Annotated in this window: 13 protein-coding genes; 7 read left to right on the top strand and 6 right to left on the bottom strand. The window is 66.7% G+C overall.

Annotated elements, in window-relative coordinates:
- Positions 1–36: 36 nt before the first annotated feature.
- Positions 37–948, top strand: coding sequence for a patatin-like phospholipase family protein (locus NH8B_RS00680; protein WP_014085598.1), 912 nt, complete (start codon positions 37–39; stop codon positions 946–948).
- A gap of 130 nt (positions 949–1,078) precedes the next feature.
- Positions 1,079–1,735 carry a glutathione S-transferase family protein gene (locus NH8B_RS00685; protein ID WP_014085599.1) on the top strand — a complete coding sequence of 219 codons (657 nt, stop codon included), beginning with the start codon at positions 1,079–1,081 and terminating at the stop codon, positions 1,733–1,735.
- A gap of 84 nt (positions 1,736–1,819) precedes the next feature.
- Here the strand turns inward: NH8B_RS00685 and dinB are convergent, their stop codons facing one another.
- The 4 genes from dinB to NH8B_RS00705 all read right to left on the bottom strand — a co-directional run bounded on the left by dinB (position 1,820) and on the right by NH8B_RS00705 (position 6,983).
- On the bottom strand, positions 1,820–2,899 hold the full coding sequence (gene dinB, locus NH8B_RS00690) for a DNA polymerase IV (protein WP_014085600.1): 1,080 nt from the start codon (positions 2,897–2,899) through the stop codon (positions 1,820–1,822).
- A gap of 19 nt (positions 2,900–2,918) precedes the next feature.
- Complete coding sequence (locus tag NH8B_RS00695; protein ID WP_014085601.1) at positions 2,919–3,263, bottom strand: SelT/SelW/SelH family protein; 345 nt, start codon at positions 3,261–3,263, stop codon at positions 2,919–2,921.
- A 239-nt stretch (positions 3,264–3,502) separates the two neighbouring features.
- Positions 3,503–6,208, bottom strand: coding sequence for a bifunctional diguanylate cyclase/phosphodiesterase (locus NH8B_RS00700; RefSeq protein ID WP_232503508.1), 2,706 nt, complete (start codon positions 6,206–6,208; stop codon positions 3,503–3,505).
- A gap of 316 nt (positions 6,209–6,524) precedes the next feature.
- Positions 6,525–6,983 carry a copper chaperone PCu(A)C gene (locus tag NH8B_RS00705; RefSeq protein ID WP_014085603.1) on the bottom strand — a complete coding sequence of 153 codons (459 nt, stop codon included), beginning with the start codon at positions 6,981–6,983 and terminating at the stop codon, positions 6,525–6,527.
- A 153-nt stretch (positions 6,984–7,136) separates the two neighbouring features.
- Between NH8B_RS00705 and NH8B_RS00710 the strand changes: the two genes are divergently transcribed.
- From NH8B_RS00710 to NH8B_RS00730, 5 genes are all read left to right on the top strand, one after another.
- A complete protein-coding gene (locus tag NH8B_RS00710) occupies positions 7,137–7,784 on the top strand; it encodes a MarC family NAAT transporter (protein ID WP_008954681.1) in 648 nt (215 codons plus the stop codon).
- A gap of 130 nt (positions 7,785–7,914) precedes the next feature.
- Positions 7,915–8,769 carry an AraC family transcriptional regulator gene (locus NH8B_RS00715; protein ID WP_014085604.1) on the top strand — a complete coding sequence of 285 codons (855 nt, stop codon included), beginning with the start codon at positions 7,915–7,917 and terminating at the stop codon, positions 8,767–8,769.
- A gap of 43 nt (positions 8,770–8,812) precedes the next feature.
- A complete protein-coding gene (locus tag NH8B_RS00720; protein WP_008954683.1) occupies positions 8,813–9,514 on the top strand; it encodes an AzlC family ABC transporter permease in 702 nt (233 codons plus the stop codon).
- Positions 9,511–9,825, top strand: a complete 315-nt coding sequence (locus NH8B_RS00725; protein WP_008954684.1) for an AzlD domain-containing protein — start codon at positions 9,511–9,513, stop codon at positions 9,823–9,825. Before NH8B_RS00720 ends, NH8B_RS00725 begins: the two co-directional genes overlap by 4 nt.
- A gap of 261 nt (positions 9,826–10,086) precedes the next feature.
- On the top strand, positions 10,087–10,632 hold the full coding sequence (locus tag NH8B_RS00730; protein WP_014085605.1) for a hypothetical protein: 546 nt from the start codon (positions 10,087–10,089) through the stop codon (positions 10,630–10,632).
- A 256-nt stretch (positions 10,633–10,888) separates the two neighbouring features.
- On the opposite strand, the gene rodA is transcribed toward NH8B_RS00730, so the two are convergent.
- Together rodA and mrdA are read right to left on the bottom strand one after the other, a co-directional pair.
- Entirely contained in the window at positions 10,889–11,983 is a 1,095-nt protein-coding gene (gene rodA, locus NH8B_RS00735) for a rod shape-determining protein RodA (RefSeq protein ID WP_014085606.1), read from the bottom strand.
- Entirely contained in the window at positions 11,964–13,961 is a 1,998-nt protein-coding gene (mrdA, locus tag NH8B_RS00740) for a penicillin-binding protein 2 (protein ID WP_014085607.1), read from the bottom strand. The genes rodA and mrdA overlap by 20 nt, the downstream gene beginning before the upstream one ends.
- Positions 13,962–13,975: the final 14 nt, after the last annotated feature.

The raw sequence follows: 13,975 nt of genomic DNA on the forward strand, positions 1-13,975 counted from the left end.
CGTGGCCGCCCGTTTGTTTTGGATATGAGGTAAAGGATGATTGCACGTCGAACCCTGTTCCGGCTCATGCCACTGCTGGCGCTGGCCACCTTGAGTGCCTGCTCCGTGGTGGGGCCGGCCAAGCCCGGAGTCGCCGTGCCGGCCAAGCCCCTGCCCAGGCCGAAAATCGCCCTGGCACTCGGCGGTGGCGCGGCCAAGGGCTTTGCCCATATCGGCGTGATCAAGGTGCTCGAATCGCACGGCATCGTGCCCGACATCGTCACCGGCACCAGTGCCGGGAGCGTGGTGGGCAGCCTGTACGCCGCCGGTTACAACGGCCTGCAGCTGCAGAGCATGGCGATCAAGCTGGACGAGAGCAATCTGACCGATTTCACCCTGTCCACCAGCGGTTTCATCAAGGGCGACAAGCTGGCCGCCTTCGTCAACCAGGCCGTGGGCAACCGGCCGCTGGAAAAACTGGGCAAGCCGTTCGGCGCGGTGGCCACCGAGCTCGACAGCGGCCAGCGCGTGGTGTTCCGCCAGGGCAACACCGGCCAGGCGGTGCGCGCCTCGGCCAGTATTCCCAACGTGTTCCTGCCGGCCCTGATCGGCGGCAAGCGCTACGTCGACGGCGGTCTGGTCAGCCCGGTGCCGGTCAGCGCGGCGCGCGAGATGGGGGCCGACTTCGTCATCGCGGTGGACATTTCCGCCCGGCCACGCGCCGGTTCGGCCACCGGCTTCCTGTCGATCTTCGACCAGAGCATCAACATCATGAACGTTACCGCGCTGGCGCAGGAGCTGAAGCAGGCCGACGTGGTGATCCGGCCACAGGTGCAAAACATGGGGTCGACCTCGTTCGAAGATCGCCACCAGGCGATCCTGGAGGGTGAAAAGGTGGCGTTGCAGGCCTTGCCGCTGATCCAGAAGCTGGTGCAGCAGAAGTCGGTGGCGATGGCGGCCGCCCGCTGAGGGCGGTAGGGTGGCGCACGCGGCTCGCCCGCCTGGGCAAATGGCTTCATAATGACTTCTGCATGGCCGCGGTCGCGGCCATGGACATCACTGCCGTTTCCACGCGCCCGCCCGACGACAGGAGAATCCGATGATCACGCTCTACGGTGTCGCCCTCTCTCCGTATTACAACAAGGTAAAGATCGCCCTCATCGAAAAAGGGGTGAACTTTCGCGAGCAGCCCGCCGCGCCGACGCAGACCCCCGAGGTGCTGGCGTTGAGTCCGATGGGCAAGATTCCCTACGTCGATATCAACGGCCACGCCCTGGCCGAATCCGGCGCCATCCTGGAGTGGCTGGAAGACGCCTACCCGACCGCCGCGCTGTTGCCGCCGACGCCCAATGGCCGGGCTCACGCGCGCGAGCTGGCACTGTTGCTGGAGCATTACGTGCTGACGCCGGCCAAGCCCTTGTTCGACCATGTGCTGTTTGGCTCCGCACTGGGCGAGGCCGAGCGCGAGCGCGCCGGTGGCGCCATCGAGTCCGGCATTGCCGCCGTGATGCGTCGTGCGCGGCTGACCCCGTGGCTGAGCGGGGCCGAGTTCAGTCATGCCGACATCAGCGCCGCTGCGCTGCTGCCGTCGGTGTCGCTGGCGTGCCGCCGCACGCTCCAGCGCGACCCGGTGCAGGCGGTGCCGGAGCTGGCTGCCTACCTGACGGCGCTGGCGCAGCGCCCGAGTGTGGCACGCACCTGGCAGGAGCGCGACGTCGCCGTTGCCGCGTTCCAGGACGCACGGCAGGCCGGCTGAGCCCATACCCTCCCACTTCCCGCTGGGCCGCCGTGTCCGGGCGGCTCGACCCTTGGGGTTCGGCTTCGGCCAACCCTGGCCTGCTCAGCCGGCCTGCTCGTCGCCGTGAAACAGCGCCAGCTGGCGCGGTTCGGTGTCGTCCGCGGCGAGCCGCACGCCCACCCCCAGCAATCTGACCGGTTGCGCCCCGCGGGCGTGGCCGACCTGCAGCAATGCCGCCAGCGTGTCGCGACTCAGCTGCTGGCCCGCCTGTTCCACCGTGGTCTGGGTGAAGTCGGCAAACTTGAGCTTGACGCTCAGGCCGCGGAACGCAGGCTGGCCAGCACGCTCCAGGCGGTGCGCCAGGCGCTCCAGCAGTTCCGGCAATTTGGCCAGGCAGGCATCGAGGTCGGGCAGGTCCACCGCGTAGGTTTCCTCCACGCTGATCGATTTGCGCAAACGCTCGATGCTGACCGGGCGTGGGTCGATGCCGCGTGCCAGGGCGTGCAGGCGCTCGCCGAAGCGGCCGAAGTGACGCACCAGTTCCGCCAGTTCCCAGCCGCGCACGTCTTCGCAATGCCGCACCCCGAGTGCGTGCAGACGTGACGCGGTGACGGCTCCGACACCGGGAATCTTCTCCACCGGCAGGGCAAGGACGAAGGCGTCGACATCCTCGGGCCGGATCACGAACTGGCCGTCCGGCTTGTTCCAGTCGCTGGCGACCTTGGCCAGGAATTTGTTGGGGGCGATGCCGGCCGAGGCGGTGATGCCGACCTCGTCACGGATGCGACTGCGGATCGCTTCGGCCATCAGCGAGGCGCTGCCCTGGTAGTGCGGCCGACCGCTGACGTCGAGGTAGGCCTCGTCCAGCGACAACGGTTCGACCAGTTCGGTGAAATCCTGATAGATCGCCAGGATCTGCTGGCTGGCCGTCTTGTAGCGTGCGAAGTCGGGGGGGACGATCAACAGCCGTGGGCACAGATGCAGCGCGCGCGCCGACGACATCGCCGAGTGCACGCCGTAGCGTCGCGCCAGGTAATTGCAGGTGGCGATCACGCCGCGGCTGTCGGGCTGCCCCCCCACTGCCAGCGGGATGTCGCGCCAGGCGGGCTGGTCACGCATCTCCACTGCGGCGAAGAAGCAGTCGCAGTCGACGTGGATGATCTTGCGTTGCGGCAGGGCCATGCTGCGGCCAACCTCGCTTTCAGCGCGGCGGGGTCGGTACGGCGTCGCTGTGGCCGAGCGATTTGTCCGGGGCGACACGGTCGCGTACCCGCTGCTTCAGTTCCTTGATGTCGGGAAAGCCGCCGTCGGCCTTGCGGTCCCACAGTTGCTCGCCGTCGAGGGTGATGCGGAACACGCCGCCCGAGCCCGGCTGGAGCGCCACTTCGGCCAGTTCCTTCTCGAAGGTGGTCAGCAGTTCCTGAGCCATCCAAGCGGCGCGCAGCAGCCAGCGGCAGCCGGTACAGTACTGGATGGCAAGGTGGGGGAGTCGATCGGGGGTCGTCATGGTGGGCGTATCGGGGTGATGGAATACGCCGTACAGCATAGCGGAAAGTACTGTCTTCAAGGAGGGGAAGCCGCCGGTCCCGCGAGTCGCTTTATTGTATGACGGGCCCTTGGGGCCCGCTCCTCCATCTTAGACTTCTGTCGGGTGCAAACTTGACGCTGCGGTATATGTGGGGACCGGCGGTTTTGATTCCCTCGGCGAGTGTGCCCATTAATGGGGCATCGGTAAAGCGAAATGGCCTTTCGACATTTTTTGTTGCACTGCAATGTGTCACATAACTACAACGTTGTCGGCGTTTGCTGGCCGTTCGACACCACTACCGCGTTGTGCGACAGGTAACGGCTCATGGCGTGCTGCTCCAGCGGCTTGCTCAGGTGGAAGCCTTGCGCGTAGTCGCAGCCGATCTCGGCGAGGAAGGCCAGTTGCCGTTCGTTCTCGATGCCTTCGCCGGTGACCATGGCGCCGAGCGAATGCCCCATCGCCACGATCATGCGTACGATGGCGGCGTCCTGGTGGTTGTCCGGTACCTGGTCGAGGAACTGCTTGTCGATCTTGATCTTTTCCGCGGGGAAGCGGCGCAGGTAGCTGAACGAGGCGTAGCCGGTGCCGAAGTCGTCGATCGCCAGGCTCACCCCCAACGCCTTGAGACGGCGGATATTGTCCTCGATGCTGCCCGACTGGCGCAGCGCCAGGGTTTCGGTGACTTCCAGCTCCAGCGCCGAGGGGGGGAGGTGGGCGGTGGCCAGGATGCCCGCGACCAGGTCGGCGAAGTGTGGGTCTTCCAGTTGCAGCAGCGAGACGTTGACCGAGATGGTGAACTCCGGCTGCCCGCCCTGCCGCCACTTGGCGGTCTGCTGACAGGCTTCGCGCAGCGCCCACTCGCCGAGCGGCACGATCACGCCGCTGTCTTCGGCCAGCGGGATGAACTCGCCGGGGGAGATGAAACCGTGCTCGGGGTGGTGCCAGCGCAGCAGCGCCTCGGCGCCGCGCGTGCGGCGGGTTTTCAGGTCGTGGTAGGGCTGGTAGCAGAGGAACAGCTGGTGCGTGCCGATGGCCTGGCGCAGTTCGTTGATCAGCAGGTGGCGGCGGTGCCAGTCGGTGCTCATGTCTTCGTGGAAGCGCACCCAGCCGCCCTGGATCGAACTGCGCGAGATCTGCATCGCCAGCTCGGCGTGTTCCAGCAGGCGCAACGGTTCCTTGCTGTCCTGCGGCGACAGCGCCAGTCCGGCACTGACGCGCACGCCGATCAGCTGGGCGTTGACGTCGAGCGGCAGGTTGAGCGTTTCGTTGATGGCGGTGACGCGGCGGTTGATGTTGCTCTCGTCCTTGCCCAGCAGGATCAGGCAGAAGCGGTTTTCCGCCACCCGTGCCACCAGTTCGCCCGGCTCGGCCAGGCGCGCCAGGCGCTCGCACAGCAGCAGGATGACCTGGTCGCCGGTGTCGTGGCCGTACAGCTCGTTGAGGTTGGGCAGGGCGTCCAGCGCCAGGATCAGGCAGCCGAACACCGGGTTCTCGCTGCGATTCTGTGCCAGTTCGTCGAGCTGCATCAAGAGCCGGGCCCGGTTGGGCAAGCCGGTGAAGCGGTCGTAGTAGGCGTGGCGATGCAGTTCGCCCTCGGCCTGCAGCCGTGCGCCCGATTCCATCATCAGCGCCACCACGTCGGCGCTGGAGCAGACGAAGTTGATCTCGTCGGGGTGCCAGGTCTCGCGCTTGTTGCGGTCTTCCACGCAGATCACCCCGTAGTGGGTGCCGGCCAGCGTGACGGCCGCGTCCAGCATCGAGCAGACGGTGTGTTCCAGCAGGTAGTCGCGCATGCTGGCCAGGCGCGGATCGCTGGTGGCGTGGCTGGCACTGAGGTAGCGCTCCCGGTGCAGCGCAGAGAAATAGTCGGGATGGGCGGAGAAGTGCAGCAAGGCACCGGCGAAGTGGTGATCGGCGTCGCGGTCGATGCCGATCAGGCACTCCAGCTCCTGGAGATCGGGTTGGTAGCGCCAGACGCTGACGCGGGAGACGTCTAGGGTGGCGGCCAGTTTCTGGCACAGCAACTTCAGGTAGGCGTCGAGCGGGTCGCTCTTGTTCTCGCGTTCGGCAACCAGTTCGCGCAGCACTTGCCCCTGGCTGATCAGGCGCGCGGTGGTGCGCTGGTGGCGCAGTGTCAGCTGGCGCGATACCCGCAGCAGCAGCAGCGCGATGGCGATCAGCACTACCAGCAACAGCAGCGCGCGTGGCAGCAGTGCCGTTTGCAGACGATTGCCGGGCAGCTCCTGCTGCCAGGTGAGGTAAGCCAGTGTCTGCCCTTCGGGACCTTGCACCGCGAGCGCCCCGGGGGGCTTGGCGGCGGCGGAGAAGTCGACCTGCAATTGCTCCAGGCGCAGATCGCCGGCGATGTCTTCCAACTGTGCGGGGCCGATGTCCTTGGCGAACAGCAGGTAACGCGCCGGGAGGGCGGCGTCCGGTTCCGTGGTTTCCGGCACGATGCGCTGCAGCGCCAGCATCAGCAGACGCGGTTCGGTCTGGTGGGTGAGCGGGTTGGGGGCGGTGTCGCGGAAAAACGTGGTGGGGTAACCTTCGTTGCCGAGCGGCTCGAAGCGGGCGGCCATCTGTACCAGGTGCTGCCATTGCCGGGCGCTGAACGGCAGCGCCAGGTTCGGCGTTTCCTCGATGGCGCCGTTGCGCACGGCGTACAGCGGCTTGCCCTGGGCATCGGTGATGACGCCGAGCTGGATATCGAGGGTGCGGTAGATCGATCCGGTGAGGTTGGTGCGCAGCCAGGCGGTATTGAGAGAGGGGCCGCTGACCGCGTGGTACATGTCGTCCCAGGCGTTGTATTCGGTCAGGTTGTGGCCCAGCGTGTTGCGTTGTTTGAGCAGGTTGCGCTCGAGCAGTTCGCCGGTCAGCTGGAGATAGCCCCGATCGCTTTGCGCGATGGTGCTGTCCAGCAGGCGCCAGGTGCCGACCAGCCCCAGTACCATGAGCAGCGTCATGAGCAGGGTCGGGTTGCCTAAAGCGTGTGCTAGTCGCATCAGCAGGCGTCGCAGCATGAATATCCACTCTTGATGTGTAAGCACATGTGAATAATAAGACGCTTTTATTTAACAGTAAAAGCGGTTTTTACCCGATTCGGCTTCATGATCAGCGCAATGTCATTTTTTTGACACGTTGACTGTAGCAGGGCGACTCGGGAGGGGCGAGCGCAGGTGGCGGGTCGGGCAGTGGGCGATGGGGGGAGGAGGGGGCCATGTCGCGACACGGCCGGAGCGTCGGACGCCGTGCAGGCGCCGCGACGCGGTGGGATGCTGTTCAGGGGGTGGGCATCAGGCCTTCTTCGATCTTGACCTCGACCTCGATCGTGCCGGCGCGGGCGAAGCGTAGCGTCAGAGGGAAGCGTTCGCCGGCCTTGAGCGGCGCGGTGAGCCCCATCAGCATGATGTGCGTCCCGCCCGGGGCCAGCGCGATGCCACGGCCGGGGGGCAGTTCTATCCCTTCGGGCAGCGCGCGCATGCGCATGATGCCGTGATCGTTGAGGTTCTGGTGCAATTCGGCACTGGCGGCGCGCGGGGTGCTGACCGCGAGCAGGCGGTCGGCGGTCTTGCCCTGGTTGTCGAGCTTCAGGTAGACCGCACCGCTGCTCATCATGGCCGGCATGGCGCGGCTCCACGGGTGGCCGATATGCAGTGTGCCGAGCACGTAGTGGTGGGCCAGTGCCGGCAGGGCGAGCAGGCCGAGAAGGAGGGCGGTCAGGATGCGGAGGTGTTTCATGACGGGTATGGGTGCGGTCTCGAAGAACGAACCGTAGCATAGCGCCGACCGCGCGTGGCTGCGACAGATTGCCGCAGTGGCGTGCCACGTTGCGCTGGCAAGCCGACCGCAAGCGGGTAGAATGGCGACCCCCGATATTCCCGGCTGTTTTCCATGCTGAAAGACCTGTATCTGCAGTTTCTGTTTGGCGGCCTGATCAGTCTGATCACCATCACCAACCCGCTGTCGAAGATTCCGTTGTTCATCACGCTGACGCGCGACATGAGCGACGAGGGCCGGGCTCATCAGGCGCGGCGCGCCTGCCTGTTCGCCGCCGGCATCATGCTGGTGTCGCTGCTGGCCGGCAACCTGATCCTGGCGCTGTTCGGCATTTCCTACGGCGCCCTGCGTATCGCCGGCGGTCTGGTGGTGGCGGTGCTGGGGTACCGCATGCTGTTCCTGTCGCAGGACCCGGGCATGGCGCCCAAGACTTCGGACGGCAAGGAGGATTACGCCTTCTTCCCGCTGGCCATGCCCGGCATCAGCGGGCCGGGGACCATCGCCGTGGTGATCGGCATCGCCACCGAGATCGCCGAATTGCACGGCGTGCCGGCCAAGGCGCTGGCGATGGCGATGACGGTGCTGGCCATCGTCCTGACCTGCCTCGGCACCTGGCTGGTGTTGCGCTCCTCGACGCTGATCGCGGAGAAGCTGGGCCGTTCCGGGCGCGAGGTGATGACGCGGCTGATGGGCTTCTTGCTGATCTGCGTCGGCGTGCAGTTCATCGGCTCGGGGGTGCGCACCTTCCTCGCCGGCTCCTGAGCCGGCGCGCCGGGCATCACGACCACCCCGTCCGCCGACGGGGTTTTTTGTCGCCGCCCGTCGCGGTTTCGGCCTGTCGCGTTGGCGCGCTTGCCGTCATAATCGACGTATCGTTCCCGACGCCCCCGCCATGAGTCATTCCGCCGCCGAGTACGCCCGTTTTTTCCGCGCCGACGACATCGCGCCGTTGGAGTGCCTGGACGCGCGCTACGTCGAGCATGTGTTTGCACCGCATTTCCACGAGGAATACGTGGTCAACACCCTGATCCAGGGCTCCCAGCGCTATCACTACCACGGCAGCGCGCATCAGGCCGGGCGCGGTCAGCTGATCGTGATCAATCCGGGCGAGGTGCACACCGGCGAGGCGGGCGAGGAGAATGGTTGGGCCTATCGTGGTTTCTATCCGTCGGCGGCCTTCATGCGCCGGCTGGCGCAGGAAATCAGCGGCCGCGCCGATGCGGTGCCGTATTTCCGGGCCACCGTGCTGCACGACGCCGATCTGGCCGAGCGGCTCAATCAGCTGCATCTGCTGCTGAGTTCGAGCCAGGACCGGCTGCAGCGCGAGTCGGCGCTGTACGCGGTGTTCTCTACGGTGCTGCGGCGGCACATGAGCGTCGCCAGCCAGCCCTTGGCATCGCACCCGGTCGCGGTGGAGCGGGTACGGGCGCTGCTGGCCGACCGCCTGGCGGACAACCTGTCGCTGCAGCAGCTGGCGGACGCCGTCGAGCTGTCGCCCTATCATCTGAATCGTCTGTTCCGGCAGCACCTCGGCCTGCCGCCGGTGGCGTGGCGCAACCAGCTCAGGGTGGCGCGGGCGCGCACGCTGCTGGGGCGCGGCTGGCGACCGTCCGATGCCGCCGCCGAGTTGGGCTTCGCCGACCAGGCGCATCTGACGCGGGCTTTCCGCCATGCGCTGGGCGTGACCCCGGCGGCCTACCAGCGTGCCGTCGGCGCAAGATCGTTCAAGACCGGCAACGACGCCTGAGCCAGACTGGGCACGTCACCCACTTTTCTCGCGGCCCCCTCCGATGAAACCTTTCGCTCTGCTCCTGGCCGGCGCCCGCGACAGCCTGCCGATGCTGGTCGGCGCCGCGCCGTTCGGCGTCATCTTCGGCACGCTGGCGGTCGGTGCCGGGCTGTCGGCCGGCGCCACGCTGGCGATGTCGGCCTTCGTCTTCGCCGGCTCCTCGCAGTTCGTCGCGGTCAGCCTGATCGGCGCCGGCGCGGCGCTGCCGGTGATCTGGCTCACCACCTTCGTCGTCAACCTGCGCCACGCGCTGTACAGCGCCACGCTGCTGCCCTACGCGCGCGACTGGAGCGCCCGCTGGCGCTGGCCGCTGGCGTTCTGGCTCACCGACGAGACCTTTGCCGTGGTGGAGCACCGCTTCCGTTCGCAGGGGGCGGCTGGCGGGCAGTGGTACCAGCTCGGCTCCTCGCTGGCGATGTACCTCAACTGGTTCCTGTGGAGCGTGGTGGGGGTGTGGCTCGGCAAGGCGGTGCCGGGTCTGGCCGGCTGGGGGCTGGACTTCGCCATGGTGGCGACCTTTACCGCCATCGTCGCGCCGCAGCTGAAAAAGCGCCCGGCGCTGGCGGCGGCGGCGGCGGCTGGCGCGGTGGCGCTGTTGGCGCGCGGCCTGCCCTACAAGCTCGACCTGATGCTGGCTGCGCTGGTCGGCGTGCTGGCCGGGGTGGCGTGTGAAAGGTTGGCCGAAAGGAGGGCGGCAGCATGACGATCTGGCTGACGATTGCCGGCATGGCGCTGCTGACGGTGCTGATCCGCGCCAGTTTCCTGGTGTTCGGCCAACGTTTGAGCTTTCCGGCCTGGCTCAACCGCGCGCTGCACTATGTGCCGGCGGCGGTGTTGACCGCACTGGTGGTGCCGATGGCGCTGGCGCCGCAGGGCACGCTCGACCTGTCGCCGGCCAATCCCTACCTGGTCGGCACGCTGGTGGCCGGTGCGGTGGCCTTGCTGACGCGGCGCACGCTGCTCGCCATCGTGGTCAGCTTCGCGCTGTACGGCGCATTGCGCTGGCTGGGCTGAGGGCTCGACGCTCGCCGCCGTACGCGGCCTCCCGCGCCGGGAGGGTCGCCTCATTCGATTCCGTGATGAGCAATGGAAAAATTCTAACTTGATGGAATATCACGGGCGCGGCTACCCTGTTCGATCGTCCCGCCTTGAAGCGGCGGGGGCATGGCGAGGAGGCGAGCAAGGCGGGGTCGGCCGTGACCGGGATGCCGAGCTGGCCGGGGCGCGCGGGATGGACTGGTCCAAGCTCTCTACGGGGCAACGAGGAAGACGGGCATGAGCCAACTACTGACTTTTTTCACCGAGCGGGTGCACAGCCTGTATTTCAGCGGCTTCCCGATTCATCTCTCCGAACAGGGTGAGTTTTTCGGCACCTTCATCAAGCACCGCCTGGCAAGCCGCTTCCAGCCGCAGGAGGATGGCAGCGCCGTGGCCATGACGCAGTGCCTGAGCCCGGCTGGGCACACCATCGAGATCGAGCGCTTGCTGGGCCTGTGCCAGGCCAGCCAGTCAGCGCTGGTGCTGGACCGTTTCGTGCGCGTCATCCACCTGCTCAATTACCTGCGCCTGGATTGTCCATGGCACACGCTGTACCTGCCGGTGTCGCTGACCCTGGTGGCCGGGGTGGAAGCCGAGCACGGCAAGGTGTTTCGCGACATCCTCAACCGTCTTGGGCTGGAACAGCGTTTCGGCATCCTGCTGCCGGAGGCGTTGCGCCAGCAGCCGGAGCGACTGGCGGCCATTGGCGGCAACTACCGTCGTCACGGCTTCGCCACGGCGCTGGCCGGCGTGGATGGTCAACTACTGCCGCTGGAGGGCTGAGGGCAGATGGCTGACAGCTTCTCTCGAGCGTAGCGAGGCTCCCCAGCTGGGCAAGGGCGGGCCGCGTGCGGGTCTATCGCTGGGCCAATCTCTGCGTGCAAATCTTCGATTTGCTCAGCGATGGATCGGCACGCAGGGATGCGCTCAGCGAAGGATGGGGAATGAATGGGCAGGCTGCGGGAACAAATACCTGGGGGGAGAGGCCCGGCTTCGCCGGGGCCTGTAAAAAAACCTCCCAGAGCACGTTGCCCGCTGTCTAGCGCCGGGTGTTGCCGATGCTCATCAGCATGCCGAGCCCCAGCATCAGCGTCAGGGTGGCGGTGCCGCCGTAGGAGACCAGCGGCAGCGGGACGCCGACCACCGGCAGGATGCCGGCTACCATGCCCATGTTGACGAAGGCGTACACGAAGAACGACATGGTGATGGTGCCGCCCATCAGGCGGCCGTACAGGGTCTGGGCGCGCGCCGTGATCATCAGGCCGCGGCTGACGATCAGCAGGTACAGCACCACCAGGATGACGTTGCCGATCAGGCCGAACTCCTCCGAGTACACCGCGAAGATGAAGTCGGTGGTGCGCTCCGGGATGTAGTCGAGGTGGGTCTGGGTGCCGTTGAGCCAGCCCTTGCCGAACGGCCCGCCCGAGCCGATGGCGATCATCGACTGGATGATGTGGTAGCCGGCGCCGAGCGGGTCTTCCATCGGGTCGATCAGCGTCAGCACGCGCTTCTTCTGGTAGTCGTGCATCAGGTTCCACACCACCGGCAGGCTGGCGGCAAACGCCACCGCGCCGCCGATCAGCACCTTCCACGACAATCCGGCGAAGTACAGCACGAAGAAGCCGGCCGCCATGATCAGCGTGGCGGTGCCGAGGTCGGGCTGCTTGAGCACCAGCCCGCCGGGAATCACGATCAGCACCATGGCGGCCAGGTAATGCCACCAGCGCAGGCTCAGCTCGAAACGCTGGAAGAACCACGCCACCATCATCGGCAGCGCGATCTTCATGATCTCCGATGGCTGGATGCGGGTGATGCCGAGTTCCAGCCAGCGCGTCGAGCCGTTCACCGTCACCCCCTTGAAATGCACCGCCAGCAGCAGCAGCACCCCGAGCGCGTAGAGCGGCGGCGCGAAGTTCATGATCGACTGCGGACGCATGCGCGCCGCGCCCCACATCACCACCAGGCCGAGCACGGTGTAGACCAGTTTGTTGTCGATCTTGTCGAAGCTCTGGTTCGAGGCCGAGTACAGCACCAGCATGCTGAGCACGAACACCAGGCCGAGGAACAGCATCAGCCAGCCGTCCAGCGGTTCGCGCACGAACTGCCAGATACGTTTAAGGAGCGGGGTTTGCATCGTGGCCCTCCTGCTCTTCGGCGGCGCGCTCGGCTTGGGCCCGGGCGATCTCCGCCGCGCTGCGGGTTTCCGTCTTCACCGTCTGCAGCTGGCCGGACAGGTCGGCCGGCACCTTGCCGGTGAGGTAAAAATCGGTCAGGGCGCGCGCGATCGGGGCCGCCGCGGCAGCACCGAAACCGGCGTTCTCGACGATCACCGCCAGGGCGATCTTGGGCGCCTCGACCGGGGCAAAGGCGACGAACCAGGAGTGGTCGCGGTAGCGTTCGGCCAGCGCGCCGGCGTTGTACTTGGCGCCCTGCTTGATCTGCACCACCTGCGCCGTGCCGGTCTTGCCGGCCATGGTGTAGGGCAGGTTGACGCCGATGCGCGCCGCGGTGCCGCCGGGCTGCAGCACGGCCTGCATGCCGCGCTTCACGTACTCGAAATGGGCCGGCTTGAACGCCAGGCGCCGCACCGGGTTGGTATTGATCGGGGTGGCCTTGGCGTGCCGATCGTCCACCACCTGCTGCACCAGGTGCGGCTTGAACATCGCGCCGTCGCTGGCCAGGGTGGCGACGCCGTTGGCCATCTGCAGCGGGGTGTAGGCGTTGAAGCCCTGGCCGATGCCGATGCTGACCACGTCGGCGGGATACCAGCGCCCCACCTCCGGGCGGTACTTGGCGAAGCGCTTGGCCTTCCATTCCTTGGACGGCAGCACCCCGGCGGCCTCGCCGTCGAGGTCGATGCCGGTCTTGCTGCCCAGCCCGAACTGCGCCACCACCGGATGGATGCGGTCGATGCCCATGTCCCACGCCAGCTTGTAGAAGAAGGTATCGCTCGACACCTGGATCGCCTTGGCCAGGTTGACCATGCCGTTGCCGGCGGGTTTGGAGTCGCGGAACTGGTGGCTGCTGCCGGGCAGGGTGAAGTAGCCCGGCGCCGGGCGGATGTCGTTGGGGCCGATGGCGCCGGTCTCCAGCGCCGCCATCGCCATGAACGGCTTGAAGGTGGAGCCGGGCGGGTACAGGCCGCGCAACGCGCGGTTGACCAGCGGCTTCTCCCAGTTTTCGTTCAGCTCTTTCCAGGTCTGGCTGTCGATGCCGTCGATGAACAGCGAAGGATCGAAGCCGGGCTTGGACAGGAAGGCCAGCACGCCGCCGTCGCGCGGGTCGATCGCCACCAGCGCGCCGCGGCGCTTGCCGAACAGCTTGTCGGCGAGTTCCTGCAGGCGGATGTCGAGCGCCAGGTGCAGGCTCTGGCCGTTGATCGGCGGGGTGCGGCGCAGGGTGCGGATGGCGCGCCCGCCAGCGTCGGTTTCCATTTCCTCGAAGCCGACGGTGCCGTGCAGCTGGGTCTCGTAGGTGTATTCCAGCCCGGTCTTGCCGATATAGGTGGTGCCGCGGTAGTTGGTGGTCTGGTCGTCCTCTTCCAGCCGCTCCACGTCCTTGGTGTTGATGCGGCCGATATAGCCCAGCACGTGGCTGGTCAGTTCCTTGAACGGGTAGTCGCGGAACAGCCGCGCCTTGACCTCCACCCCGGGGAAGCGCCAGGCGTGCGCCGCCATGCGGGCGGCTTCCTCCTCGCTCAACTTGGCCTTGAGCGGGATCGCCTCGAAGTTGCGCGATTCCGCGCGCAGCTTCTTGAACAGCTTGAGGTCGCGCGGGGTAACGTTGACCAGCTTGGAGAGCTCGGCCACGGTGGCGTCAAGGTCGGCCATCTTGCTCGGGGTGAGCTCCAGCGTGTAGGCCGAGTAGTTCTGCGCCAGGATCACGCCGTTGCGGTCGACGATGAGGCCGCGGTTGGGCAGGATCGGCACCAGCGAGATGCGGTTGTTCTGGGCCAGCGTGGAGAAATGCTGGTGCTGCATCACCTGCAGCCAGACGAAGCGGCTGACCAGGAGCAGGAACAGCAGCACCATGATGGCGTAAGCCACCACTAGGCGCAGCTGGAACTGGCCTTCTTCCGCCTGGGTGTTCTTGAAACGGGTGGGACGGGACATGCCGGGCGCTACCA

It is taken from the genome of Pseudogulbenkiania sp. NH8B (assembly GCF_000283535.1).
GTDB classification, from domain to species: Bacteria; Pseudomonadota; Gammaproteobacteria; order Burkholderiales; family Chromobacteriaceae; genus Pseudogulbenkiania; species Pseudogulbenkiania ferrooxidans.

What these genes read in the sequence shown, in the direction of transcription:
- NH8B_RS00680 (WP_014085598.1), top strand. Translation starts at nt 37, where the DNA reads ATGATTGCACGTCGAACCCTGTTCCGGCTCATGCCACTGCTGGCGCTG.
- NH8B_RS00710 (WP_008954681.1), top strand. Translation starts at nt 7,137, where the DNA reads ATGCTGAAAGACCTGTATCTGCAGTTTCTGTTTGGCGGCCTGATCAGT.
- dinB (WP_014085600.1), bottom strand. Translation starts at nt 2,899, where the DNA reads ATGGCCCTGCCGCAACGCAAGATCATCCACGTCGACTGCGACTGCTTC.
- mrdA (WP_014085607.1), bottom strand. Translation starts at nt 13,961, where the DNA reads ATGTCCCGTCCCACCCGTTTCAAGAACACCCAGGCGGAAGAAGGCCAG.
- NH8B_RS00715 (WP_014085604.1), top strand. Translation starts at nt 7,915, where the DNA reads ATGAGTCATTCCGCCGCCGAGTACGCCCGTTTTTTCCGCGCCGACGAC.
- NH8B_RS00695 (WP_014085601.1), bottom strand. Translation starts at nt 3,263, where the DNA reads ATGCTGTACGGCGTATTCCATCACCCCGATACGCCCACCATGACGACC.
- NH8B_RS00730 (WP_014085605.1), top strand. Translation starts at nt 10,087, where the DNA reads ATGAGCCAACTACTGACTTTTTTCACCGAGCGGGTGCACAGCCTGTAT.
- NH8B_RS00725 (WP_008954684.1), top strand. Translation starts at nt 9,511, where the DNA reads ATGACGATCTGGCTGACGATTGCCGGCATGGCGCTGCTGACGGTGCTG.
- rodA (WP_014085606.1), bottom strand. Translation starts at nt 11,983, where the DNA reads ATGCAAACCCCGCTCCTTAAACGTATCTGGCAGTTCGTGCGCGAACCG.
- NH8B_RS00685 (WP_014085599.1), top strand. Translation starts at nt 1,079, where the DNA reads ATGATCACGCTCTACGGTGTCGCCCTCTCTCCGTATTACAACAAGGTA.
- NH8B_RS00705 (WP_014085603.1), bottom strand. Translation starts at nt 6,983, where the DNA reads ATGAAACACCTCCGCATCCTGACCGCCCTCCTTCTCGGCCTGCTCGCC.
- NH8B_RS00720 (WP_008954683.1), top strand. Translation starts at nt 8,813, where the DNA reads ATGAAACCTTTCGCTCTGCTCCTGGCCGGCGCCCGCGACAGCCTGCCG.
- NH8B_RS00700 (WP_232503508.1), bottom strand. Translation starts at nt 6,208, where the DNA reads ATGACGCTGCTCATGGTACTGGGGCTGGTCGGCACCTGGCGCCTGCTG.